This is a genomic window from Providencia sp. PROV004, assembly GCF_011045615.1.
Lineage (GTDB): Bacteria > Pseudomonadota > Gammaproteobacteria > Enterobacterales > Enterobacteriaceae > Providencia > Providencia rettgeri.
Genome location: NZ_CP042859.1, coordinates 2,945,211 through 2,966,248, shown reverse-complemented (window position 1 = coordinate 2,966,248; position 21,038 = coordinate 2,945,211). Strand labels below are relative to the sequence as shown.

Sequence of the window (21,038 nt, the reverse complement as noted above, 5' to 3'; positions counted from 1 at the left end):
TTGTTTATTTATTATGCAAAAGTGTTAATTCCACCTTGTCGTGATGCCGTTGTTATTGGTGTAACAGTGGCATTCGCTTCGCTGATACCGACAGCCCCCACGGATGGATGTGTGGCTTGAATTTGTCCATCGTGTTGGTGGGTATTTTGCTGCGAGCTATCAGATTGGTGGTTCAAGTTATCTTGGCCAACAGAGCCCTGAGCGAGATGAATACCACTTTCTTGTAATGCACTGCGTAGCACTGGCATCATCGACTCCATGGCGGCACGTACATGGCTATGTGGTGACACAAAATGCATCACCGCTTGATTATCTTCGATACGTAAATGCACATTTAGTGAACCTAACTCTTCAGGATGCAAACGAATTTGCGCTTGAGAAACCCCTTGGCGAGAGAAAAACAGCATATGTTGGCTTAATTGCTGCTGCCATGCTTCGCTGCCTAATTGGCTGGCTAAATGCAGAGTTGGTGTAGCCGTTGGTGCATTCATCGTTGCCGCTTGGGCCGTTGATGTAGTTGGCATCATGCTAATCGGCGCAGTTGTTGTATGTTGTGACGATGTGGTAGTAAAAGCACCAGTTTCAGTTTGTAAGGTAAACGCACCTTTTGTGGTTTGGTTTAGGGTATCGCTTGAAACATTTTGTAGGTTTAATACGGGTTCTTTATCACTCACTTTTTTATTCAATGCCATAAAATCGGTAGTTAAATTTTTGCCACGTATATCTTTTGGGTTATCAAGGGAAAAAAGAGATTGGTCACGACGTTCTTCTTTTTCATTCTTAATAAATACCCCAAGCTCTGGGCTGTCTTCTTCGCCTGCCAACTGTAGCTGTGAACCCTCAAGATGCTTGCCATCATCTTGATTAATGATGCCATTCGTATTATCCGTTAGATGTTGCATTTTTTGACTAAATGCGCCTAATGCCGGATGAGCTTCAGTTCGGATTGTGGTATTCGCTGCTGTTTGTACTTGGCCTGCTAATGACTGTTTCAAGCTATTTAACCATGCTTGCTCGTTGGCGTCTTTACCTGTCAATAAGTCAGTATTAAGGGCAGTTTGTACACTATCTGCCCGTAAGTTACGGCTAAAATTGAGCTGTTCTATGGCACTTTCAGCCGTTTTTTGTCCAGCTTGGGTTTGCTCTATCGTTTCTTTACCCGCTATTGCCAATTTGTTGTCGACAATGTCTTTATTAAGAGCTTCTTCATTAACAGGTTGATTAGTAACGTTTTGTTTTTCAATAGGTTGCTGGCTATCAAGCATGGCTTGAAAGGGAAGAGCAGGGGCTTGATTTTCATCAGCGCGCGATTCATTTTGTGGTAGATTGCCATTTTTTGTCGATGACGAAGCTGGCATATTCAGGGCGTTGATGTCCATTTATTGAGGTCTCCGTAAAGTCGCTCGTTGAGCAAACTCATCCATTTGCTTTTGTTCTAAGCGGTTTTGACGTTGGTATTCAGTATGTTCAGCGCGTTGAATTAATGTATCGAACGCATTGACACGTTGTTGTTTTTCTTGCCAGTGACGATTAGCTTCGTTAACGCGTTGCTCCCATAAATTCAGTTGCTGTTGCTGCTGCTCGATGGTCAGCTCCAATGTGACCAAAAATTGCTGATAATTCTGCCACTTATCCGATTCCATGCCTGTATGCAAGGTTTGGTTGAGTTTTTGACGATATTCGGATTGATAGTTTTCCAACATACTCAGCTGCTGCGCCATTTGTGTATGCGTTTGGCGTACTTGAGCTAACACTTTCGCCGCTTCTTCCGAGGCTTCAACAGCTAAGGTGAGTAATGTTGTTAAGGCATTATTTTTGGCCATTTATCCCCTCGTTATTCGTTGGGAACCACTTGAGTCAACTGTTCGCATGCGGTTTGATAATCACATCGCTCATCAATATCTTGCTGCAAGAACTTCGACATCCGTGGGTAATATTGAATTGCTGTATCCACCATGGGGTCACTGCCCATGGCATACGCACCGACGTTAATTAAATCTCGGTTGCGTTGATAACTAGACGTTAACTGCTTGAAACGTTGAATTTTTCGGTAATGCTCTTTAGGAATGAGCTCCGTCATTGCTCGGCTGATGGATGCCTCGACATCAATCGCAGGGTAGTGCCCTGACTCTGCCAGTGAACGTGAAAGAACAATGTGGCCATCCAAAATGGCGCGAGCCGAGTCAGCAATTGGGTCTTGTTGGTCATCCCCTTCCGTTAAAACGGTATAGAAAGCGGTAATTGACCCACCATTTTTCCCATTTCCTGCACGTTCAACTAATGCCGGTAATTTGGCAAATACAGAAGGTGGATAGCCTTTCGTTGCTGGTGGTTCACCTACGGCTAAAGCAATTTCCCGTTGTGCCATGCTGTAGCGGGTGAGTGAATCCATAATCAACAGCACACTTAAACCTTTATCGCGAAAATACTCAGCGATACGAGTGGCATAAGAGGCGCCTTGCATGCGCAATAAAGGGGACACATCGGCTGGCGCAGCAACGACAACGGCACGTTTTAAGCCATCAGCCCCTAAAATATTTTCAATAAAATCTTTAACTTCACGGCCACGTTCACCAATCAACCCGACTACGATAATATCGGCTTGTGTAAAGCGAGCCATCATGCCAAGTAACACGCTTTTCCCCACACCAGAGCCTGCAAATAGCCCCATGCGCTGGCCTCGACCAACCGTTAATAACGCATTGATTGCACGAACTCCAACATCCAATACACTGCTAATAGGCGTTCGTTCCAATGGGTTAATTGGTGGAGTGATTAACGGAGCGCGGGTTTTTACCTCCAATGGACCTTTTCCGTCTAATGGATTACCTTGCGCATCAAGTACTCTACCTAATAATTCATTACCAATGGGTAATAGGCGGCTAGTTTGCCCGTCATCGCCAGTTGATTGCGCATAAACACGTGCACCTGGTGCAATTCCTTCAAGGTCAGCAAGGGGCATTAATAGCATTCTTGGGCCGTTAAAACCGACGACTTCACATACCACTTCGTCCGAGCCGCCATTAATAGAGCGCTCAATAAAGCAGGTTGCCCCTAAAGGCATTTTAATACCTTCGGCTTCCATCACTAAGCCAGTGATTTTTGTGAGGCGGCCATAACGACGCACCATCGGGATCCCTTTCATCCGCGATTCTAAATCGTCCAGTGAGGCAATCCAGCGTCCCAATCGTGCCGTCATGAAAAGCTCTCCGGTGCATATAAACGACACAATTCTTGCCAGCGTGTCGCCACAGTCATATCAATTTCACCGTCTTCTGCGACGACTCGGCAACCACCGATATGCAGTTTAGGGTCAGCCACTAAGCGCCAGCCATTCAAGTTGAGTAGGGAACCGAGATGCTGCTCGATTAATTCAAAATGATTTGGATTGACGTGCAGCTCAGGTTGCCCAGCAAAAATTGGTTTTTGCTGGAGTAAATGACTGATCTCTTCCAGTAATGCCGTACCATCACAGACGGTAGATTGGCCTAAGACTTGCTTAGCGGCGGTCAACGCTATCTGCAACAGCTTAGTGGTCACCACCGTATCAAAGGTATCGAGTGAATAATTGAACTCAGACAGCAATTTTTGCCATGTTTCAATTACGGGTTGTTGCATAGCGAGCGCTTGCTCACGGCCTTGCTCTTCTCCAGCACGCAAGCCTTGTTCAAAGCCAGCTTGATAACCTTCTTGCTGGCCTTTTTCATGCCCTTGTTGGTAGCCGGTGCGCTGCGCATCTTCTTTTATGTTATCGAGCAAGTTAATTTGCTCTAACACTTCTTTCGGCTCAAGGCATGGGACTTTGGGGGCGTCAGGTTCAGGAACATCGCTTAATGCAGGAATGCCTGAGTTGAGATCCCATTGATTAAGCTCACGAAGCTGCCAAGGTTGCCATTGGTCATTTGGAATTGTTGACTTAGACATACACGTCGTCTCCACCACCTATAGCGATTTCGCCTTTTTCGACTAAACGACGAACGATAAGCAAAATGGCTTTTTGTTCGTTTTCCACTTGAGACATACGTACAGGAGAGCGAGATTCCAAATCGTCGCGTACGATTTCCGCTGCACGAGCAGCCATATTGTTGAGGAAGTGGTCGCGTAGAGCTTGGTTGCTGCCTTTGAGGGCAATAACCAGCGAGTCTGTCGAAACATCCTGCAAAATACGTTGAATGCTGCGATTGTCCACTTCGATAAGGTTTTCGAATAGGAACATTTCATCAATAATTCGTTGAGCCAGTTCACCATCGTAATCACGCATTGCATCGATAACGCTTTCTTCTTGCTGGCTTTTCATCAAGTTGATGATTTCTGCCGCGGTTCTTACGCCACCCATTTTGCTGCGCTTGAGGTTTTGACCATCCAGTAAATTGTTCAATACCTCAGTCAATTCCGCTAATGCCGCAGGTTGTACGCCACCAAAGGTGGCGATACGTAGCATAATATCGTTGCGTTGGCGCTCTTCGAATAATTCAAGTACATCTGCTGCAAGGTTGCGTTTTAAATGAACCAAAATGGTGGCGATAATTTGTGGATGTTCATCGCGAATAATATCGGCAACGGTTTGTGGTTCCATATAGTTGAGGCTTTCGATCCCTGAGGTGGTTTCTTGTTTTTCAAAGATATCTTCCAGCAGGCTCGCAGCACGTTCTTCGCCCAGAGCCTTTATCAATACAGAACGTAGGTAATCGTTGGTGTTAATATTAAGCGCCGCAAATTGAATTGCGGACTCTTCAAATTCTGTTAACACTTCCGCCAGTTCGTTATTTGAGATTTGGCGCATGTTTGACACCGCCATACTCAATTGCTGAACTTCTTTAGGGTTCAGGTGCTTAAACACTTCAGCAGCCTGATCTTCACCGAGTGTCATTAACATGACGGCACTTTTTTCTGTTCCACTTAAACTCATTGGGATTTTCCTAACCACTGACGGATAACCATTGCCACGATTTGTGGGTCTTTTTCTGCCATTTCACGTATGCGTTGGCTTTGGATTTCTGCGCTAACACGTTGACGAGTTAGACGACGACGCGTTTGCTCATCCATATCTTCATCAATCACTTCATCAACCACGAGAGGGGTTTTCATTTGTGTTGCAACGAAAACTTCAGCATCGGCTTGAGCTTGCTGTGTCTTACGGTATTTAACCCATTGTGGTTTGATACCAAAACGCCACATAAACCAAGCAATAATGGCAATAAGCAGTATTTTTCCGTAATCCAGAAGCTGAGCAATAAATTGTGGGCTTTCCAGTAACGATGGTTCTTCCTCAACAGGCGTCTCATTGGTAAACAATGAATTGGTAATGTTGAGAGAATCACCTCGTGCAGTGGAAAAACCCATGGCTTCGCGTGTCAATGCTTCAATTTGTTGCAGCATTTCTGGCGGCAATGGCTTCATTTCTGGACCATTTTCGCCATCTTGTGAATGGTAATTAACAATAACTGCGACCGAGAGCCTATCAACGACACCAATTTGCCGTTGGGTATGGCTAATTTTGCGATCTACCTCGTAATTCGTAGTTTCATCGCTTTGTGAGTTTGAGACACTATTACGGTTATTTGCTGTTTGAGTGCCATCTTTATTGTCTTTATTGGTTTCAATTGGTGCATTTGGTGCACTAACGGGTTGATTTGAAAGCGCTCCTGGTACTCCACCTGTTCCACCATTATTATTTTGCATACTTTGGCTATTTTGGCGGGAACGAATAGCAGCGCTATCTGGCGTTTGGTTAGGCTTATATTCCTCTGAAGTTTGCTCCACTTTAGAGAAATCCATTTGCGCGGTAACCTGTGCATGGATATTGGCGCGCCCCACGAGAGGGGACAAAATATCTTCAATACGCTGTTTGAGATGCGACTCCATCTCTTTGGTCATTTTTATTTGCGCACTATTAACCGACTGCTGGCTATTATCATTATTGGTCAGTAAACGGCCCGCTTGGTCAACAATAATGACATTGCTTGCAGTTAATCCTGTGACACTGCTGGATACCATATGCACAATGGCGCTAATTTGCCCCTCATCGAGCATTCTTCCTGGTAATAAACCGACCGTCACCGAAGCTGTTGGCAGCTTTTGCTCACGCACAAATAAGGTCGGTTTAGGAATCGCTAAATGTACCCGAGCACTTTGTACTGGGCTTAATGATTCAATAGTTCGTGAGAGTTCACCCTCTAGCGCACGTTGGTAGTTGATTTGTTCACTAAATTGGCTAATACCAAATTGTTCTTTATCTAATAATTCAAAACCCGTATTGCCACCTTTAGGTAAACCTGATTGAGCGAGCTTTAAACGTAATTCATGCACTTTATCTGCAGGAACTAAAATAGCGCTACCATTATCAGCAATTTGATATGGCACATTCATCTGAGTTAGCTGGCCAACAATATCGCCACCATCTTTAGCACTTAAATTGCTAAGAAGTACACGGTAGTCAGGGCTGCGTAACCAGAGGAGAAGGGCGACAATAATTGAAACAGCCGCAGCCGCCGCAATCATTAACGGTATTTTAGGATCAGCTTTAATCCTTTCAACTATAGAGGCAAAACCCTTTTTGGCCTCCCCCGTGTCTTTAGATGCGGCACTCATAAATATTCCCTGCTTGGCAGACTACTAGACGGATGAAAATACTTTTGGTGAAACAATGTTATTTCCCTCTTCGTAACGTCACTTTTTCACTTTGCTATTATTTCTTGTCTTGCGGGAATCTAATGACGGAATCAGCCTATAAAATTGGTGTTATTTATCGGCTTCAAGTTAAAAAGGGTGTGATAGGGTAAGCTGGCCAATATAGGTTAGTGAAAAATTCACAATAATTAATAAGAAGAGAATCGAATGACAGTTCAAGCCATTGAAGGGGTTATTTCACAATTAAATGTCGTGGCAACCCAAGCCACTAACCCAATAAAACCAGCAATAGAGCCAGTTGGATTTGCTGACCATCTGGTTGCTTCTGTAAATCAAATTAATAAAACACGTAATGATTCTGCCAAGCAAATTGAAAATTTCACGTTAGGAAAGCAAGATATTTCCTTGAATGATGTAATGGTCGATATGCAAAAAGCCAGTTTAAGTTTACAAATGGGTATTCAAGTGCGTAATAAGCTGGTGGCGGCGTATCAAGAAATTATGTCAATGCCAGTGTGATTGGTTTATCTATTTGAATAAGGTCAAGTCGTTGATAGTGATGGCCGTATATTAACGTGTGTTAGAAAACATGGGCGTGGGAAACTGCGCTTGAGCAAATTCGGCAGGAATGTGAGAAAAACATGGTTCCACTTTAAAAGTGGCATTATTAAAATCTGATTTTTTTGTAGTTTCTTAGGCCTTCAGTTAATAGCTGATGGCTTTTATTTATAGAAAAACTGAAAAGCAAAGAAAAGCCCCAAATATCAAGGAAAAATAAACTGATACAATAGGTTAGAGTACACTATCAGCATAGACTCTTTATAAAGGATTTACATGAATAAAGTGTAAGCAATACAGAAAATAAAATACAAATTAGAGTCTCGTTAAATGAATAAGGAATACTAGAGGATTCAAAATAAATATACCCTCTAGCATTTGAAATAAGAGCATTAATGTTTATTGGGCCGCTCTTTGTATTGCTTCTCCTCCTGCTTCTATATCTTCACCAACACCTTTAGTGGTATTACAGGCAGTTAATGTGAAAGCAACAACTAATGAGCAAATGAGGAAATTGATTTTTTTTAACATATTATCTTCCTTTCAAGTTTAAAGTTATAAATTACAAAAGGTCATCTTTAATTATAGCAGAACAAGTCGATGACTATTTTTAGCTGTATACTGCAGTAAGGTTAGGATTAAACCCTCATATTTTTGTGGAATTAGTATTGTTAGTGATACCTGACAAATGAAAATGAGCTGCTATATTTTAAGTGTTAGTACTTATTTTGGGTGATCAATCTACATTAGCAATAAAGGGTATACTCTATGATATTAAAAGAGCTATTTATCCGTATGCTTTATGTTTTTCAATACTTATTATTTGGTTTTCTTTTGTTATTATCATCAATAGCCTTACCTAATTGGTTAGGTAACGCCACAAGTTTTTTGTAGGATAGTATCTCATCGAGAAATATTCAACGGAGTTACCATGCGAGTGAAGTCAATTTTTATGTTTTTAAGTATGCTTCTACTTAACGGATGTAGCGTTAAAGTGCCAAAAGATATATCACCTGTTGAGAAGTTTGATTTATCACGTTACCTTGGCGAATGGCATGAAGTAGCGAGAATAGATAATCGATTTGAAAAAGGATTAAGTAAAGTCTCTGCTAACTATTCTCTTCGTGATGACGGAGGTGTAAAAGTAGTGAATAGAGGATGGAATTCTGAAAGCAAAAAATGGAAAGAGAGTATAGGGAAAGCTTACTTTGTTGAATCCTCGGATACTGGGGCTTTAAAGGTTTCATTCTTTGGGCCCTTTTACGGCGGCTATAATATTATTAAGCTAGATGATAACTATCAGTATTCATTAGTTGTTGGACCTAATAAAGATTATCTATGGGTACTATCGCGTACTCCAACTATGCCACCAGAGTTATTAAATGAATACCTTAGTTTTGCAAGTAACCATGGTTTTGATAGGCAAAGAATATTGATATTCCAGTAGAACCTATTCTTTATTAAAAATGAGAAGTTTAACAAGTGAAATATATGACCCGCCAAGTGCGGGTTTCTTATTTGACATTATTACCTATATCCTCTTAAGCAAAGTTATAGGCATAATATGGCGCTTACCAGCAAATAAGAAATTTTTTGTTGCGAGTACCTCAGCGATTTAAACACTACACAGGCGGCTATTCGTGCAGGATACAGCGATAAAACTGCAAACGTAAAATCAAGCCGACTGTTAATAAATGTTAACATTCAAAATAGAATTAAAGACTTAAATTAAATAGGAATGAACGTGTCGAAATAAATGCTGATTATGTTTTTAACCGCTTTGTCGAAATTGACCAAATGGATGTATCAGATATTGTCAATGATGGTGGGAAGCTAAAACCAATAAGCAGTTGGCCTAAATCATGGCGGACAACATTATCAGGTTTTGATATCTCTACGACAATCCGTGACTACGATGAGAGCACCAAAGAAACTATTCTCATGAAAATCAAATGGCCTGATAAAGATTAAAAATCATGAGCTCTTAGGTAAGAATGTCAAAATTCAGGCATTTAAAGAGCAAATTGAACGGAAAAGCTGAGAGACTCGCTAAGCTAGAAGCAGAGCAATTAGCGGACGAAGTGGAAATGGATTTGGAGATTTAGGTTAACTTTTGGGTGGTATTTTGATTATAACAGAGTGTTGTATGGTTTGTTTTTGATAAGGAGTGCTTTTTGCTGAATTAATGGGGTGAATCCTAATGCTATTTGTGTGAATCAAAGTGTAGTTTTGAAACTCAAATTAATAACTCGAGTTATTATCATATGTGTTACAATAAAATAATATTATGTATTTTGGCTGCTTTCACTTTTTCATCGCAAGCTAATTCATTATGGACTTATGAAGGTAGTGGCGCACCTGAAAACTGGGGAAAATTGAGTGATGAATTTAAAGTTTGTGAAAGTGGATTTAATCAATCATCGTAAGGAAAAAACTCATGTGTCAGCTTGAGTGGTTGGTATATTTAGAACATTATCTAATTATGTGAGTTTTCCAATTTTGGTATTCAATTACTTACTAAATAAACAGGCTAAAGAGTATGCAAAAGGTAGAGTCAGAAATTTAGTAATGAAATTTTTAATACTTACAGCATACGATATAAATTAAATGTTTCCATATATTATTAATTAGTCCATAAAACAGGTCACTACCTTCAAGGCTTTTTATGTAAATACTAATTAATAATAGGAGATATTTAATGGATAACCAAAATTCGATTTCTAATCATATTGCTTGCAGTCTTCGTCAATTAAGGATAAAAGCTAGGTTATCAGTATTCGAGCTATCTAGAATGGCGGGAATAGAGAGTGAGCAGCAACTATATCGTTATGAATATGAAATTGATAAGATAGGAATAGCGGAGACAGTAGCTATATTAAAGGTATTGAATGTTGATATTGAAAGTTTTTTTAGTAATTTGGATGAGTATAAAACTATAATTGCATGTAGCGGAGATATAAACTAAGTTTATTTCGATGAAACTTGCTTTCGCTTGAGTTATATAGCAAAAACCAACTGTAAACGGTTGGTTTTTACTATATAGGGAGGAGCGATAAAGTGATTACTATACTAGTATATAGTGTATTTATTTAATTCTCGCAATTGAATTAATTACATGATATTTATAGCTATTGTTAAACGTCATAATAAAGGTCAATCATAATATGTCGGAGGCTCTATCTCACTGGATAATTGAATATGGATACTTAGCTGTGTTTCTGGGTTCCATGATTGAGGGAGAAACAGTAGCTTTTTTATCGGGCATAGCAGCACATAATCAATTACTTTCTTACCCTCAAGTAGTTATAGCAGCCTCTTTAGGTGGGATTGTTAGTGATAATGTATTGTTTTTTATAGGCCGTTATTTTGGAGCACAAATTTTACCCAAACTACATAGTCAAAAAGATAAAATAGTATATGCGCAAGAATATATTCAAAAAAATGAGAATTGGGTTGTTATAGGTATTCGCTTTGCTTATGGGTTAAGGACAATAGGACCTATTATTATCGGTGCTAGTGATGTAAGTCCATTTAAATTTTTTATATTAAATATTATCGGTGGCGCAATTTGGGGAGCTTTGATAGTTTCTGCAGGATATTTTATTAGTAAACTAGTTCTTTCACTACCAACTCATTTTTCAATAAGTATGCTAATAGCTGTAGGTATATTTTTGTTATTGCTAATTTTTTGGAGAAAACATCTATTGCAAAAAATGCGGAAATAATACGAGATAGTTACTTGTAATTATATTATGCGAATGCAGTATCAATACCTGATTAATACTGCATTGGTTTATAAGCTGAAAAGAGTTAATTCCCTCTATATGTTGAATAACCATATTGGCTTAAAAGCAAGGGGATATGGTAATGTTCATCTAAATTATCTATTTGAAATTCAACGGGGATTTCAGGGAAAAAACTGTGTTTACCTTGTTGCTTAAAATACTCACCAGTTTTAAAAATCACTCTATAGTCTCCTATAGAAGGCTTCTCAGGGCTGTCAGGTAAGATAGATTTAATTCTGCCATCATTACTTGTTTTTTCTGTGTTTATGAGTACCCAATTGTTTCCCTGTTTTTTCTCTAATGTAACCTCAACATTAGGGGCTGGCTTCCCTGTTTGCTGATTAAGAATATGAACACTTAAAATATTATTTGACGCTATTGAAGTTGCTGGAGTTAAAATAAAAGGAATGAATACTAAAAGTAGTTTTTTTTTCATTTAGATATCCTCTATTGATATATTGAGGATACTTTATCAATGGAGGCTAATGGTTAGCCTTACAGTTTGATTACATTTTTTTAATCTAAACTTCATTACATTAGTTAATGGTAGATAGATTAAAAATAGTAAGTTTATCGATTTCGACTGGAGTCTTTGTATGAAGACTGAAAGCACTGTGTCAACATTAATAGGAAAGAAAATTAAAATATTAAGGCGCAATGCTGGATATACCGCAAGTGAGTTTGCAAGATTGAGCGGCTGTAAAAGTGATCAATAATTGTATCGCGATGTACGAGGTGTTAATAAAATTGATACCATATGTTGGTATCAGTACTAAGGATCCTTAATATAAATATAAGTAGTTTTTTTGAGCAGATAGCTGATGAGATAATTAAAGAATTCGATGATTATAATGTAAATATATAGACATCTAGTATGGCGAGGCCGCTATAAATGGCTGCTTTTTATATTATGGAATCAATCAGTCAGTTGATTGATACTTTTTTATAGTCGTTTCTATTACCTATTATTCATTTAAATAGGATTAAGCCGCCAATCCTTAATGTTTTCAACATTCACATAGGATATTTAAGGTTGTTATCGATATTTAATTTTGCTAGGTTTTTCTATTGTCAATAATTACCCAAGTAGATCATTATGAAATTAATCTCTTCGCTTTTTTGCCTCTTTTTAGTGACAGGTTGTACATTTACACCTTCTTTTGAGCCCAATAAGTCAACCTGGCCTAAGCCACATAAAGACGCCCGTTCATCTGAACAAAAAAGAGCTGATAGAGAGGCTGTACATGAGCAACAGCGAGCTGTGATGAGAGGTGAAAGACCGGATTACGGCGTTTTTGATAGATACTAAACCCGAGGACGTAAGAACTTTTGGGTTAAGATTAAGATGAACAGCAAACTATTTGTTTATAAAATCGACGCGAAAATAAAATTTGCCATTTGGTTCTAAGTGTGGCTTAATATGCTCACTGGTTTGGAAGTACAGGCCTATTTATGTTAGTCAGTTTTAAGATGTTCACCATTAAGCGCTATCTCAGATACCACTTCATTGCGAATTCCTTCTAATTAATTCCCATAAGTACAACAAGAACAAACCGCAACATGCCTTATGGCAATTTTAAAAAATTAAAGGAAATTCTATGTCTAATACAATGACTGGTACAGTAAAATGGTTTAACGATGATAAAGGTTTTGGTTTTATCACTCCTGCAGACGGCAGCAAAGATGTATTTGTTCACTTTTCTGCAATTCAAAGTGATAACTTCAAATCATTAGCAGAAGGCCAACAAGTTTCATTCAGCATCGAAAATGGTGCTAAAGGCCCAGCAGCAGCTAACGTTATCGCTAAATAACGATAACGAATCGCTAAGCATTCAAAAACCTCGCTAAATGCGAGGTTTTTTCGTTTTATAGCCTGCTATTTTCAATAAATACAGAGTTAATATTATAAAAGTTGTTTGATAAAATAATTAGCACCATCACGAATCGCCTCGTCTGATATTTGCATCATGCGTGAATAATGTAAGAAGGCGTGCAAAGTTCCTGGGTACATTTTATATTCACAAGGTATATCATTGGCATCTAGCGTTCGGAATAAAGCCAAACTATCATCTAATAGTGGGTCAAACTCAGCACTGGCAATATAACAAGGTGGAATACCGTAGGTTAAATCATTATTGAATAAGCAATAATATGGCGCCTCTCTATCGCCAGCTTCACCAAGATAGGCATTATCATAATCTTCTAAATCTTGTTTTTGTAACCCATCCCATTCTCCACCATATAGCCGTCGGCTTATTGAATCCTGTAAACCATACAGCCCATACCACAATAAAACAGCTTTTATATTGGTACATTCTATCACGTTATCACGTAACCAAAGTACAGAAGCAAGAGATAACATCGCGCCAGCTGAGTCACCGGCAAAGCCAGTTTGTTGCATATTGATATTATATTGTTCAGCATTTTGCTGATAGTACTGATAAACCATGGATATTTCCTCAATTGCTTGAGGGTAGCCTGCTTCAGGGGATAACGAATAATCAACTCCAATAACTGTACAGCCCGAATATAGTGCCAGTAAGTGCATAATACGTTCGTGGGTCTGTAAATTACCTAAAATAAACCCACCGCCATGGAGATAAAACAAGGTGGCTGATGGGGATTCAATCGGCTGAAATATACGCGTCAAAATATTGCCATATTTAGTTGGAACTTGAATATCGTGAATGGAGTGCATCGTTGGCGCTTCTGAATTCCAATATTTTCTATCTTCAATATACGCTTGTCGCATACCATTATAAGTGGCGTCAAGAGGTGCTGGAGATGGATTTTCTGCATAAAATCGCATTACAGATTGCATCTCAGGTGAAATAAGGTCTAACACATTAATTTTATTTTTTTTGTTCATTATGCTCTCCTAGCTAGATGTTTCCATTGTAAAAGGGGGGCATAATTAAGTTGTGATCCTGCTAACCAATATTAAAAGGTTCTGTATTTTTAAATTATAAGGCTTGAGAATTTATAGGTATTTTAATTTATATCTCAAACGGTGAGATCATCACCGTTTGAAATATATGAGAGTTTTAGGTGGGAAAGTTAATATTTAACGATGATGTCAGTTAACAATTATTTAGCAGCTCTTTGTATGGCTTCTCCACCGGCTTCTATGTCTTCACCAACACCCTGAGTGGTGTTGCATGCGCTTAAAGAGAATACGACAGCTAATGAACAGGCCAAAAAACAAATTTTTTTAATCATATCTTCTTCCTTTGGTTAAACTCACTTACGGGTTATAAGATATTTCACGTATAAGTATAGCAGAAGGATAAATGAGTGTTTTTTGAGCTGACGTATGTTGCGATTTGATAATATAAAAATTATCAGTTTATTATGCTTTGATTTTTCATTTTAATGAAGCATAAGGCTATAAGTTAATAAATAAAAAGAGAATTATAGCAATAAATGATAAATAGTTTTAACTATTTTAGAGAAAAGAAAGATACAGAAAAATCCGAATTCCACTATATCCTTATGTTAGTAAACATGAATGCGACTGGTATTAGACCAGTTACATAAACTTTATTAATCTAAATGGATATTCCATGATGGAATTTTATCATTTTGTTAACAAATTCATCGTTATTATATTTGTGAGCTTATGTAATAATACTTAGTCGATTTTTTAATTAATCACAAGTTAAATCAAAATGTTATATATTGTCGTAAGAGAATTTTAATGTAATATCGAATCTGTTTGAAATTCCCTTGGTTTCATTGATTTATTTAAACCGCCATATAGGCGGTTTTTTTTAGTTTTTACCCAGTGAGAACTTTTCAAATAACCAAAGCCCACTTTTTTTCATTGCGAAACCAAATAGCACACCAATTAATAGTGATTGAATAGTGACCAACCAAACACCTTCTGCCGCAAAAATAGTACAGGTGCCGACAAACGTGCCGGGTATATAAGAAAGCCACTGTTTTTTAGCTTGTATACACATCAAAAAGGCAACAATACCAGTAACGAAGTATCCTACAAAGTGAGGTAACTGCTTCAGGTAGTCACCGCTGTGCAGGATCACTAAGCCCCAAACCACACCACTACAGACGGTTAATGCGGTAATACCCAGACCTTTTATCCCATCTTTAGGATAAGCAAAATAGGCTGTACAGCCTAAAAAGCCTGCCCAGCCGATTAGCCCTAAACTATCAGCAACCCAAGCCCATATACCAGAAAGAATGGCGGTTGTTAAAGAAAGACAAAATAGTAATTTCACAATATGCACTTTACGTTATGGTTGTTTGTTAATAATACGGACGATGAATGCTATGGCCTATCGCTTGGTTACTAAGCCCATTAGCTGCAAAGCCAATTTATTCTAGAGTTAAGCTTTAACGATTCAGCTATCTTTTATTCGAACACCATCTAGGGAGTTTTAGGTATGGCTAGAGGGGTAACTGACTAATAATAGGATAGTTATTTGTAATTGCAGTGACTCTGGGGCCGTGTAAAGAAAAGCATTGTATAGAGCTAAGGTAAATCTGGCAATGAGTATCCGATAATTTATATGTTTTAATTTTATCTTATTGATAATAAATAATTATCTGTAAATTTAACGTTAAATAAATAATGTATAATTTAAAGATTAATTTTGAGTGTGTGAATAGTTGATGGCTTTTTTACTTTAATTTAGCGACTCCTCGCTGTAGCATGAAGAAAATTGACTTGTGAGGTAAGGGTATGAAATGGATGATAGCTGGTGCTACTGCACTGTTATTGGTAGGGTGTGATAGCACATCGACTGCACCATTTGGCTTAAACTGGGGGCAAAGCATTGATAGCATCAGTTTTATTAAGGCGGGGAAATGCCAAGCAAGTGGTAGTAAAACAGTTTGTACTTTTGGGCAGCAAAAGCCATTTAATGATTGGAGCTATGAAAACCAACTCACTTTTGATGGTGGTACGCTCATTCAAGTGGCTACCACACTTGTTGGGGTTGAGGATTATGCCTCGCCAAAACCGGATTTTTTGGACTTCCAACAGAAGCTAGAAAATGAAATGGGCTATTTGACAAAGCAAGGGTTTAGCTCACAAGTCGCTAGTGACATTCTCACTAAATGCCAATCAGAGACTAGCTGTCACAAAGTGAGTGAGTCATCTCAAACTCGTAGTGGCATGTCTAATCTTTGGGTTACCATTAACCCTACACCAATTGCCATTATCACTTACAGCCAAGATTAAGCTTAATTTAAAGCCAGTTAATGTTGATATTAATTTGCGTGGCGAATATAAATAGTACCAATATATCATTGGTACTATTGGTTAAGGCTTATAAATAATTTATAAAAATGATAAGAACAATATAGGTTGAAGAATTACCACCCGAAGGCGACACCCGCTCCAATAACCGCAGCATCTGAATTATTCCAAGATACAGAACTGCGTAGGTTGATGTTTTCTTTTAGTTGATATTGAGCACCGGCAGCGATCGCTGAGCCATTTTTGTAATTACCTGCACCAATCCCTGCGCTAAAACGAGTATTTGTTGCGTAAGGAATATTGCTCATTGCTGCGACAGACGCAATACCGGAATTCGCTTCTTGAGCACGTTTATCTATTTTCCTATCAAGCTGATGGAGCCCATGATCAACTTTATTTTCTAAGCTGGTGAATTTGAGTTCATTAGCTTTTTGCGTTTTCGACGTGTTACTTTTTAGGGTCTTAATTGACGAGGTATTTCCAATCACTTTGTTATCTAGATTTTGCATATTGGTATTTAATTGGTTGGTGATTTGGTCAGCCGCATTGACACCAGTTAGTGCTCCTTGCAAATGTAATTCGACATCTTTTAATTTTGAGTCAAGTGCATGGTGCTCTTTTTCTCTGCCTTGTTGTATTGATGTGATTTTACTATTAATTAAATCATTGTTGTTTTTTATTTCCTGAAAAATATCTTGAGAATATATTTGTTCAAAACTAACGATTTCATCATTCAATGCTTTTAAATCATTTCGTATATCTATAGTTTCTGATTTAAGTTTACTATTATTTTGTTTTAATGTGTCAATGTCGCTATTAAAACGTGAGTCCATTTGGTTAATTGTAGTGTTGATATGGTTGATTTTTCCACTGATATCACTAATTTTTTTAACATTAGTGCTGATACCTTGCGCGTTGACACTGCTTAAGGATGGTGGAGGACTTGAAAATGAAGTGTTGGCTATTACATTGCAAGACACACCGCTAAGTAATAGAGCTGACAAAAGACGGGATGATATTTTCTTTTTCATTTGTTAATTTCCGTATTATTTAAAATTATTATCTAAAAGAAGAATGAAAGATAAATTTATTTTCCTTTATTCGTTTATAATAAAGATATTTATTTGGTGGGTAAAATCGATTTTTAAAATGATATTTATTCGGGATATCCGTGTTTGAGTGAAATAAATACAGTGATATATATTTTTTATATTAACTAGATACTTTTATTTGATGGAATTATAGTTGATAGTGCTTATTTTGAAAAGTTAATTTAAATTGATAGTAACTTTAATGTGGCCTAAATATATTCTCAATATTAATAAAAACTAAAAGCGAAAAAATAGCCACAAGCGAATAGATGCCATCAGTGGGTAAAAGCAAAAACAGTGAAGAGCCTACAAAGGGTCACCATTTTTCCTGTTTTAGATGTTTTTTTCCAAATAACGTGTTATTTTTCTGTAAAATTTTATGTGGCTTATGTTCCATGAAGGGGCAGTCTAAATAGGCAGGCGTTAATTTATTGATGTTTAAAATAAATTTTGTTTTCTGATTAACAATGCCATTTTTTGCATGTTGTTGGTGAAATAGAAAGACGATAATATTTTATCTGTTCTTCATACTTCACAGGCAGAGTTGTGGCGGCAGTTAGCGGCTATTGTATGCGTCACTGTTGCTTAAAATAGTTTGAATGATTGATATTTGAATGAAAGTAATCGAATTTATAGGGTTTAAATTATGGCAGTAAGAGAAATTATTGAAATTCCAGATGAACGACTGCGTATTAAATGCAGCCCAGTGACGGATTTCGCTGCGGTACAAACCTTGATCGACGATTTGTTAGATACCATGTACAGCACCGATAACGGTATTGGTCTCGCTGCCACGCAAATTGCGGAAACTAAATCCATTATGGTGATTGATATTTCAGAAAACCGTGATGAGCCGATGGTATTTGTTAACCCTGAAATCGTCGAAAGTGAAGGGGAAACCAGTTATCAAGAAGGGTGCCTGTCAGTACCCGAAATCTACGCCGATGTAGACCGCTTCCTGCGCGTTAAAGTGAAAGCGTTCGATAGGCACGGTAAAGCGTTTGAAGTAGACAGCGACGAGTTCTTAGCGATTGTCATGCAACATGAAATCGACCATTTACACGGTAAAGTGTTCCTCGATCACTTATCGCCGCTAAAACGCAATATGCTGTTGAAAAAGCTGAAAAAGCAGCAACGTTTAAAACAGCAGCAATAGGCTGAGAGTTGAAGATAAAAGGCGTGTCAGGTCTGTCGGCCTGACACTCAAATTATTCCATCGGGCGAACGACTAACGGGGTATCCGGCTCATCAAATTGGCCATAGCTGTTATTTAATACCCGTTTTTGGTCTAATAGCTTAATTTCTTTGCTTAAAAAGTTTAAATGCTGTTGTAAATATTCTTTAGTAATGCGTTCATTTTCAATAATTTTATGCAATAACTGAATAAACTCTTCAGTTATTGGCTGCTGTTCTTCGAACGCTTGCGTTAACTTGGTGAGGTTTTCCACCGCAAGGACATATTCTGTCTCTCGGGAGACCAACGTCTCCCATTCCCCGGATTGCGCTAAGGCAACTAAATTTTCACTTAATACTAAGACATTACGGTATATTTCATGTAAATCGATAGGATTTTTATTGTCCACCTGATTATCTTTCATCCACATTTGCACCGATTTGTTGCCACGCAGAGGCGATATCGGAGAGTAACTGATAAACTTCTTGGACATAAGCCACGTTGTTTTCGAGGTTGGCGCGAAGTAACTGCATTGTCATGTACTCATACAAACTTGCTAAATTTTCTGCAAGTTCGCCGCCAGCTTCATAATTTAACGACTGCTTTAACCCAGTGTCAATGATGTCGATAGCTTTTGAGATTTCTTTACCTTTTTCTGCCACCTTACCTTGCTGCATAAAAATCTCACCGCGTTTCAGGGCACTAAGGGCCCCTTTAAACAGGATTTGGATCAGTTGGTATGGGGTCGCGTTGGTGATTTCACTCTCTAAATCAACCTGTTGGTAAGCTTGCTGTGCGTGTCGTTGATACATGTTTTTAACCTAAAAGTGTTAGCCTAATAATCGGCCTAAAGAATTCGTAGTGCTATTGAGTGAGCTCATCATTTTATCGAGGTTTTGGAATTGACGACGGTACATGTCCATGGTGTTTTCGATTTGTTTATTGGTCTGCTCAATACGTTTATCTAAACTTTTCTTTTTCTTTTGGATACCATCGGTGGCGTTGTGTAGTGAACCATCTTTTGTATCTAAAGTACCCTTTAAAAAGTTAAAGTTTTCAGTCCCAAAACCGGTTTCTTTGCCGTCACCTGCAAAAAATACTTTGACGCTTGATGGGTTTTCTTTAAGCGCTTTATCCAGAACCTTATTGTCAATTTCTAAGGTTCCATCTGTTTTCTGTTTGATCCCCATTTTATTCAGCGTGTCGATTTCACCACTATTTTGTGGAGCACGGACTTGAGTACGCATCGTACTTTGAATAACTCGTAACGTGGAATCTCCAATGAGCGGGCCGTTGGTTTTATTAGGAGTTGTTCCACTTTCATTTGGTGTGTATTTTGTCAGTTCTTTCGCTAACGTTTGGAATTCATTATAGGCATCTACCCATGCTTTAATTTTATCTTTAGCGGGCTCGATATCTTCAGAAACCATTAAATGGTCAGCTTTATTGTCTTCGCTTTCTTTTTTTAGTGTCAGTGTTAAACCAGGGAACAAATCTTTGGCTTCATTGGTTTGCGACTCAAGTTCGAATCCATCAATAGTTAACTGTGCATTTTGAGGGGCAACCTTTTGCTCCATACCGCTAGTTTTCTCATCTTTGATGATAATTTTTCCGTCTTTATCAACATCAGATTCCACATTTAGTATTTTAGCCAGTTCATCGTCACCCTCCACATTAATGCTAATGCGGTTGTCAGTACCTTCTTTTTTTGAGGTTACGACAAGGTGGTATTGATTATCTCGGTCTTTAATAACAGATGCGGTAACACCTTTATCTGTTTTATTAATTGCATCAGCGAGCTCGATTAAAGATGTACTTTGGTCATCAAGTTTAATAACAATCTTATCTTTTTCTTCTTTTTGTGAAGGCTGAGTGATCGTGATGGTACGTTCTTTAGCATTACTGCCTAAGAGTTGCTTGTTGTCAGAATGGCCTTTAGTGGCGATAGTTTGTGCTTTAGCAAGTTGCGTCACTAACACATCGTGCACACCGGCGACTGCTTTACCATCGGTTTTTACGTCAAAGGCTTTATATTCACCAGTGACTTTGGTGGTACTGATATCGCCGTATTTTTTTAAGTCCTCAGCGGCTTTTTTCAGTTTTTCTAATGATGATTGCATTTTGCCATAGGCGCTAATTTGCGCGTCATAGCTGGCTTTCTGTGTGGTTAATGGGTCAAGGCGGCGACGCTCCATTGCCTCAATTTGGTCCATTTGCACATTTAAATCTAAGTTTGCCCCGATACCGAGAGTGGATATTCCTGCCATATTTTCTCCTACGCTATGTCTGTGACATAAAACCTGTAATAAAATCTATTTAGAGTCTTATCGGCAAAACGGAGCAAAATTTTAGACTATTCTGAAAAAGAGTGATGGCGGGAGCTGATAAGAGAAAAGTAGTTAATTATCGCTATTGAAATTAAATAATAAGAAAGTTAATAAAGATAAATGAGTGTGTTAAAAACGAAAGTGTTAAAAAATAATGGCATTAAAAGCGGGCGGTAAAGCCATTTCTAACCTTATAGATAAAAATTTTCATCAAAAAGCCTAAAGGGGACTTTTTTGTAGCCGATAACCTAG

At 38.3% G+C, this 21,038-nt stretch carries 24 protein-coding genes; 9 read left to right on the top strand and 15 right to left on the bottom strand.

The features are described from left to right. Window positions 1-11: 11 nt before the first annotated feature. From FVA69_RS13425 to fliF, 6 genes are read right to left on the bottom strand one after another with little or no spacing between them, the layout of a single operon-like run. Complete coding sequence (locus FVA69_RS13425) at window positions 12-1,379, bottom strand: flagellar hook-length control protein FliK (protein WP_164528948.1); 1,368 nt, start codon at window positions 1,377-1,379, stop codon at window positions 12-14. After that, the gene (gene fliJ / locus FVA69_RS13420) at window positions 1,380-1,823 is read right to left on the bottom strand and encodes a flagellar export protein FliJ (protein WP_004909907.1); all 444 of its coding nucleotides are present in this window, start codon (window positions 1,821-1,823) and stop codon (window positions 1,380-1,382) included. It abuts the gene before it with no gap. An 11-nt stretch (window positions 1,824-1,834) separates the two neighbouring features. Next, on the bottom strand, window positions 1,835-3,199 hold the full coding sequence (gene fliI, locus FVA69_RS13415; RefSeq protein WP_164528947.1) for a flagellar protein export ATPase FliI: 1,365 nt from the start codon (window positions 3,197-3,199) through the stop codon (window positions 1,835-1,837). Beyond that, a complete protein-coding gene (gene fliH, locus FVA69_RS13410; protein WP_109911169.1) occupies window positions 3,196-3,924 on the bottom strand; it encodes a flagellar assembly protein FliH in 729 nt (242 codons plus the stop codon). The genes fliI and fliH overlap by 4 nt, the downstream gene beginning before the upstream one ends. Continuing rightward, on the bottom strand, window positions 3,917-4,909 hold the full coding sequence (fliG, locus tag FVA69_RS13405; protein ID WP_004909913.1) for a flagellar motor switch protein FliG: 993 nt from the start codon (window positions 4,907-4,909) through the stop codon (window positions 3,917-3,919). The genes fliH and fliG overlap by 8 nt, the downstream gene beginning before the upstream one ends. Then, window positions 4,906-6,591 (bottom strand): flagellar basal-body MS-ring/collar protein FliF, encoded by a 1,686-nt coding sequence (gene fliF, locus FVA69_RS13400; protein ID WP_164528946.1) that lies wholly within the window; start codon window positions 6,589-6,591, stop codon window positions 4,906-4,908. Before fliF ends, fliG begins: the two co-directional genes overlap by 4 nt. A 246-nt stretch (window positions 6,592-6,837) precedes the next feature. On the opposite strand from fliF, the gene fliE reads away from it, so the two are divergent. After that, window positions 6,838-7,149: a flagellar hook-basal body complex protein FliE gene (gene fliE, locus FVA69_RS13395; protein WP_004909916.1), complete on the top strand. Its 312-nt coding sequence runs from the start codon at window positions 6,838-6,840 to the stop codon at window positions 7,147-7,149. A gap of 438 nt (window positions 7,150-7,587) precedes the next feature. Here fliE and FVA69_RS13390 read toward each other — a convergent pair whose 3' ends face one another. Next, window positions 7,588-7,719 carry an entericidin A/B family lipoprotein gene (locus tag FVA69_RS13390; protein ID WP_109911171.1) on the bottom strand — a complete coding sequence of 44 codons (132 nt, stop codon included), beginning with the start codon at window positions 7,717-7,719 and terminating at the stop codon, window positions 7,588-7,590. 400 nt (window positions 7,720-8,119) lie between these two features. Here FVA69_RS13390 and FVA69_RS13385 point away from each other — a divergent pair, with 400 nt between their 5' ends. The 5 genes from FVA69_RS13385 (at window position 8,120) to FVA69_RS13370 (ending at window position 10,913) form a co-directional block, all read left to right on the top strand. Next, complete coding sequence (locus FVA69_RS13385) at window positions 8,120-8,635, top strand: lipocalin family protein (RefSeq protein WP_004261469.1); 516 nt, start codon at window positions 8,120-8,122, stop codon at window positions 8,633-8,635. Between the two features lie 141 nt (window positions 8,636-8,776). Continuing rightward, window positions 8,777-8,920 carry a terminase small subunit gene (locus FVA69_RS21840; protein WP_432652811.1) on the top strand — a complete coding sequence of 48 codons (144 nt, stop codon included), beginning with the start codon at window positions 8,777-8,779 and terminating at the stop codon, window positions 8,918-8,920. A gap of 65 nt (window positions 8,921-8,985) precedes the next feature. Beyond that, window positions 8,986-9,159 carry a hypothetical protein gene (locus FVA69_RS21835; RefSeq protein WP_004909922.1) on the top strand — a complete coding sequence of 58 codons (174 nt, stop codon included), beginning with the start codon at window positions 8,986-8,988 and terminating at the stop codon, window positions 9,157-9,159. A gap of 727 nt (window positions 9,160-9,886) precedes the next feature. After that, window positions 9,887-10,153 carry a helix-turn-helix domain-containing protein gene (locus FVA69_RS13375; protein WP_004909925.1) on the top strand — a complete coding sequence of 89 codons (267 nt, stop codon included), beginning with the start codon at window positions 9,887-9,889 and terminating at the stop codon, window positions 10,151-10,153. A gap of 199 nt (window positions 10,154-10,352) precedes the next feature. Next, complete coding sequence (locus FVA69_RS13370; protein ID WP_004909929.1) at window positions 10,353-10,913, top strand: DedA family protein; 561 nt, start codon at window positions 10,353-10,355, stop codon at window positions 10,911-10,913. Between the two features lie 85 nt (window positions 10,914-10,998). On the opposite strand, the gene uraH is transcribed toward FVA69_RS13370, so the two are convergent. Beyond that, window positions 10,999-11,409: a hydroxyisourate hydrolase gene (gene uraH, locus FVA69_RS13365; protein ID WP_109911174.1), complete on the bottom strand. Its 411-nt coding sequence runs from the start codon at window positions 11,407-11,409 to the stop codon at window positions 10,999-11,001. Window positions 11,410-12,571: 1,162 nt separating this feature from the next. Between uraH and cspE the strand changes: the two genes are divergently transcribed. Beyond that, window positions 12,572-12,784 (top strand): transcription antiterminator/RNA stability regulator CspE, encoded by a 213-nt coding sequence (cspE, locus tag FVA69_RS13360; RefSeq protein WP_004909940.1) that lies wholly within the window; start codon window positions 12,572-12,574, stop codon window positions 12,782-12,784. 92 nt (window positions 12,785-12,876) lie between these two features. On the opposite strand, the gene aes is transcribed toward cspE, so the two are convergent. The 3 genes from aes to FVA69_RS13345 form a co-directional block, all read right to left on the bottom strand. Continuing rightward, entirely contained in the window at window positions 12,877-13,842 is a 966-nt protein-coding gene (gene aes, locus FVA69_RS13355; protein ID WP_164528945.1) for an acetyl esterase, read from the bottom strand. Window positions 13,843-14,060: 218 nt separating this feature from the next. Then, window positions 14,061-14,192, bottom strand: coding sequence for an entericidin A/B family lipoprotein (locus tag FVA69_RS13350; protein WP_004909948.1), 132 nt, complete (start codon window positions 14,190-14,192; stop codon window positions 14,061-14,063). Window positions 14,193-14,743: 551 nt separating this feature from the next. Continuing rightward, complete coding sequence (locus FVA69_RS13345) at window positions 14,744-15,211, bottom strand: DUF1097 domain-containing protein (RefSeq protein WP_004909951.1); 468 nt, start codon at window positions 15,209-15,211, stop codon at window positions 14,744-14,746. 464 nt (window positions 15,212-15,675) lie between these two features. Between FVA69_RS13345 and FVA69_RS13340 the strand changes: the two genes are divergently transcribed. Continuing rightward, complete coding sequence (locus tag FVA69_RS13340) at window positions 15,676-16,176, top strand: hypothetical protein (RefSeq protein ID WP_042851567.1); 501 nt, start codon at window positions 15,676-15,678, stop codon at window positions 16,174-16,176. Between the two features lie 134 nt (window positions 16,177-16,310). On the opposite strand, the gene FVA69_RS13335 is transcribed toward FVA69_RS13340, so the two are convergent. Further along, on the bottom strand, window positions 16,311-17,225 hold the full coding sequence (locus FVA69_RS13335; protein WP_238789238.1) for a YadA C-terminal domain-containing protein: 915 nt from the start codon (window positions 17,223-17,225) through the stop codon (window positions 16,311-16,313). A 706-nt stretch (window positions 17,226-17,931) separates the two neighbouring features. Between FVA69_RS13335 and def the strand changes: the two genes are divergently transcribed. Further along, window positions 17,932-18,441, top strand: a complete 510-nt coding sequence (gene def / locus FVA69_RS13330; protein ID WP_004909962.1) for a peptide deformylase — start codon at window positions 17,932-17,934, stop codon at window positions 18,439-18,441. Window positions 18,442-18,493: 52 nt separating this feature from the next. Here the strand turns inward: def and fliT are convergent, their stop codons facing one another. From fliT to fliD, 3 genes are read right to left on the bottom strand one after another with little or no spacing between them, the layout of a single operon-like run. After that, window positions 18,494-18,883: a flagellar protein FliT gene (gene fliT, locus FVA69_RS13325; RefSeq protein WP_164528944.1), complete on the bottom strand. Its 390-nt coding sequence runs from the start codon at window positions 18,881-18,883 to the stop codon at window positions 18,494-18,496. After that, window positions 18,873-19,271 carry a flagellar export chaperone FliS gene (gene fliS, locus FVA69_RS13320; protein ID WP_004909969.1) on the bottom strand — a complete coding sequence of 133 codons (399 nt, stop codon included), beginning with the start codon at window positions 19,269-19,271 and terminating at the stop codon, window positions 18,873-18,875. The genes fliT and fliS overlap by 11 nt, the downstream gene beginning before the upstream one ends. An 18-nt stretch (window positions 19,272-19,289) precedes the next feature. Continuing rightward, the gene (fliD, locus tag FVA69_RS13315; RefSeq protein WP_123382088.1) at window positions 19,290-20,726 is read right to left on the bottom strand and encodes a flagellar filament capping protein FliD; all 1,437 of its coding nucleotides are present in this window, start codon (window positions 20,724-20,726) and stop codon (window positions 19,290-19,292) included. Window positions 20,727-21,038: the final 312 nt, after the last annotated feature.

Excerpts from the sequence above, each read along its gene's own strand:
- FVA69_RS13425 (WP_164528948.1), bottom strand. The coding sequence starts at position 1,379 with ATGGACATCAACGCCCTGAATATGCCAGCTTCGTCATCGACAAAAAAT.
- fliJ (WP_004909907.1), bottom strand. The coding sequence starts at position 1,823 with ATGGCCAAAAATAATGCCTTAACAACATTACTCACCTTAGCTGTTGAA.
- fliI (WP_164528947.1), bottom strand. The coding sequence starts at position 3,199 with ATGACGGCACGATTGGGACGCTGGATTGCCTCACTGGACGATTTAGAA.
- fliH (WP_109911169.1), bottom strand. The coding sequence starts at position 3,924 with ATGTCTAAGTCAACAATTCCAAATGACCAATGGCAACCTTGGCAGCTT.
- fliG (WP_004909913.1), bottom strand. The coding sequence starts at position 4,909 with ATGAGTTTAAGTGGAACAGAAAAAAGTGCCGTCATGTTAATGACACTC.
- fliF (WP_164528946.1), bottom strand. The coding sequence starts at position 6,591 with ATGAGTGCCGCATCTAAAGACACGGGGGAGGCCAAAAAGGGTTTTGCC.
- fliE (WP_004909916.1), top strand. The coding sequence starts at position 6,838 with ATGACAGTTCAAGCCATTGAAGGGGTTATTTCACAATTAAATGTCGTG.
- FVA69_RS13390 (WP_109911171.1), bottom strand. The coding sequence starts at position 7,719 with ATGTTAAAAAAAATCAATTTCCTCATTTGCTCATTAGTTGTTGCTTTC.
- FVA69_RS13385 (WP_004261469.1), top strand. The coding sequence starts at position 8,120 with ATGCGAGTGAAGTCAATTTTTATGTTTTTAAGTATGCTTCTACTTAAC.
- FVA69_RS21835 (WP_004909922.1), top strand. The coding sequence starts at position 8,986 with ATGGATGTATCAGATATTGTCAATGATGGTGGGAAGCTAAAACCAATA.
- FVA69_RS13375 (WP_004909925.1), top strand. The coding sequence starts at position 9,887 with ATGGATAACCAAAATTCGATTTCTAATCATATTGCTTGCAGTCTTCGT.
- FVA69_RS13370 (WP_004909929.1), top strand. The coding sequence starts at position 10,353 with ATGTCGGAGGCTCTATCTCACTGGATAATTGAATATGGATACTTAGCT.
- uraH (WP_109911174.1), bottom strand. The coding sequence starts at position 11,409 with ATGAAAAAAAAACTACTTTTAGTATTCATTCCTTTTATTTTAACTCCA.
- cspE (WP_004909940.1), top strand. The coding sequence starts at position 12,572 with ATGTCTAATACAATGACTGGTACAGTAAAATGGTTTAACGATGATAAA.
- aes (WP_164528945.1), bottom strand. The coding sequence starts at position 13,842 with ATGAACAAAAAAAATAAAATTAATGTGTTAGACCTTATTTCACCTGAG.
- FVA69_RS13350 (WP_004909948.1), bottom strand. The coding sequence starts at position 14,192 with ATGATTAAAAAAATTTGTTTTTTGGCCTGTTCATTAGCTGTCGTATTC.
- FVA69_RS13340 (WP_042851567.1), top strand. The coding sequence starts at position 15,676 with ATGAAATGGATGATAGCTGGTGCTACTGCACTGTTATTGGTAGGGTGT.
- FVA69_RS13335 (WP_238789238.1), bottom strand. The coding sequence starts at position 17,225 with ATGAAAAAGAAAATATCATCCCGTCTTTTGTCAGCTCTATTACTTAGC.
- def (WP_004909962.1), top strand. The coding sequence starts at position 17,932 with ATGGCAGTAAGAGAAATTATTGAAATTCCAGATGAACGACTGCGTATT.
- fliT (WP_164528944.1), bottom strand. The coding sequence starts at position 18,883 with ATGAAAGATAATCAGGTGGACAATAAAAATCCTATCGATTTACATGAA.
- fliS (WP_004909969.1), bottom strand. The coding sequence starts at position 19,271 with ATGTATCAACGACACGCACAGCAAGCTTACCAACAGGTTGATTTAGAG.
- fliD (WP_123382088.1), bottom strand. The coding sequence starts at position 20,726 with ATGGCAGGAATATCCACTCTCGGTATCGGGGCAAACTTAGATTTAAAT.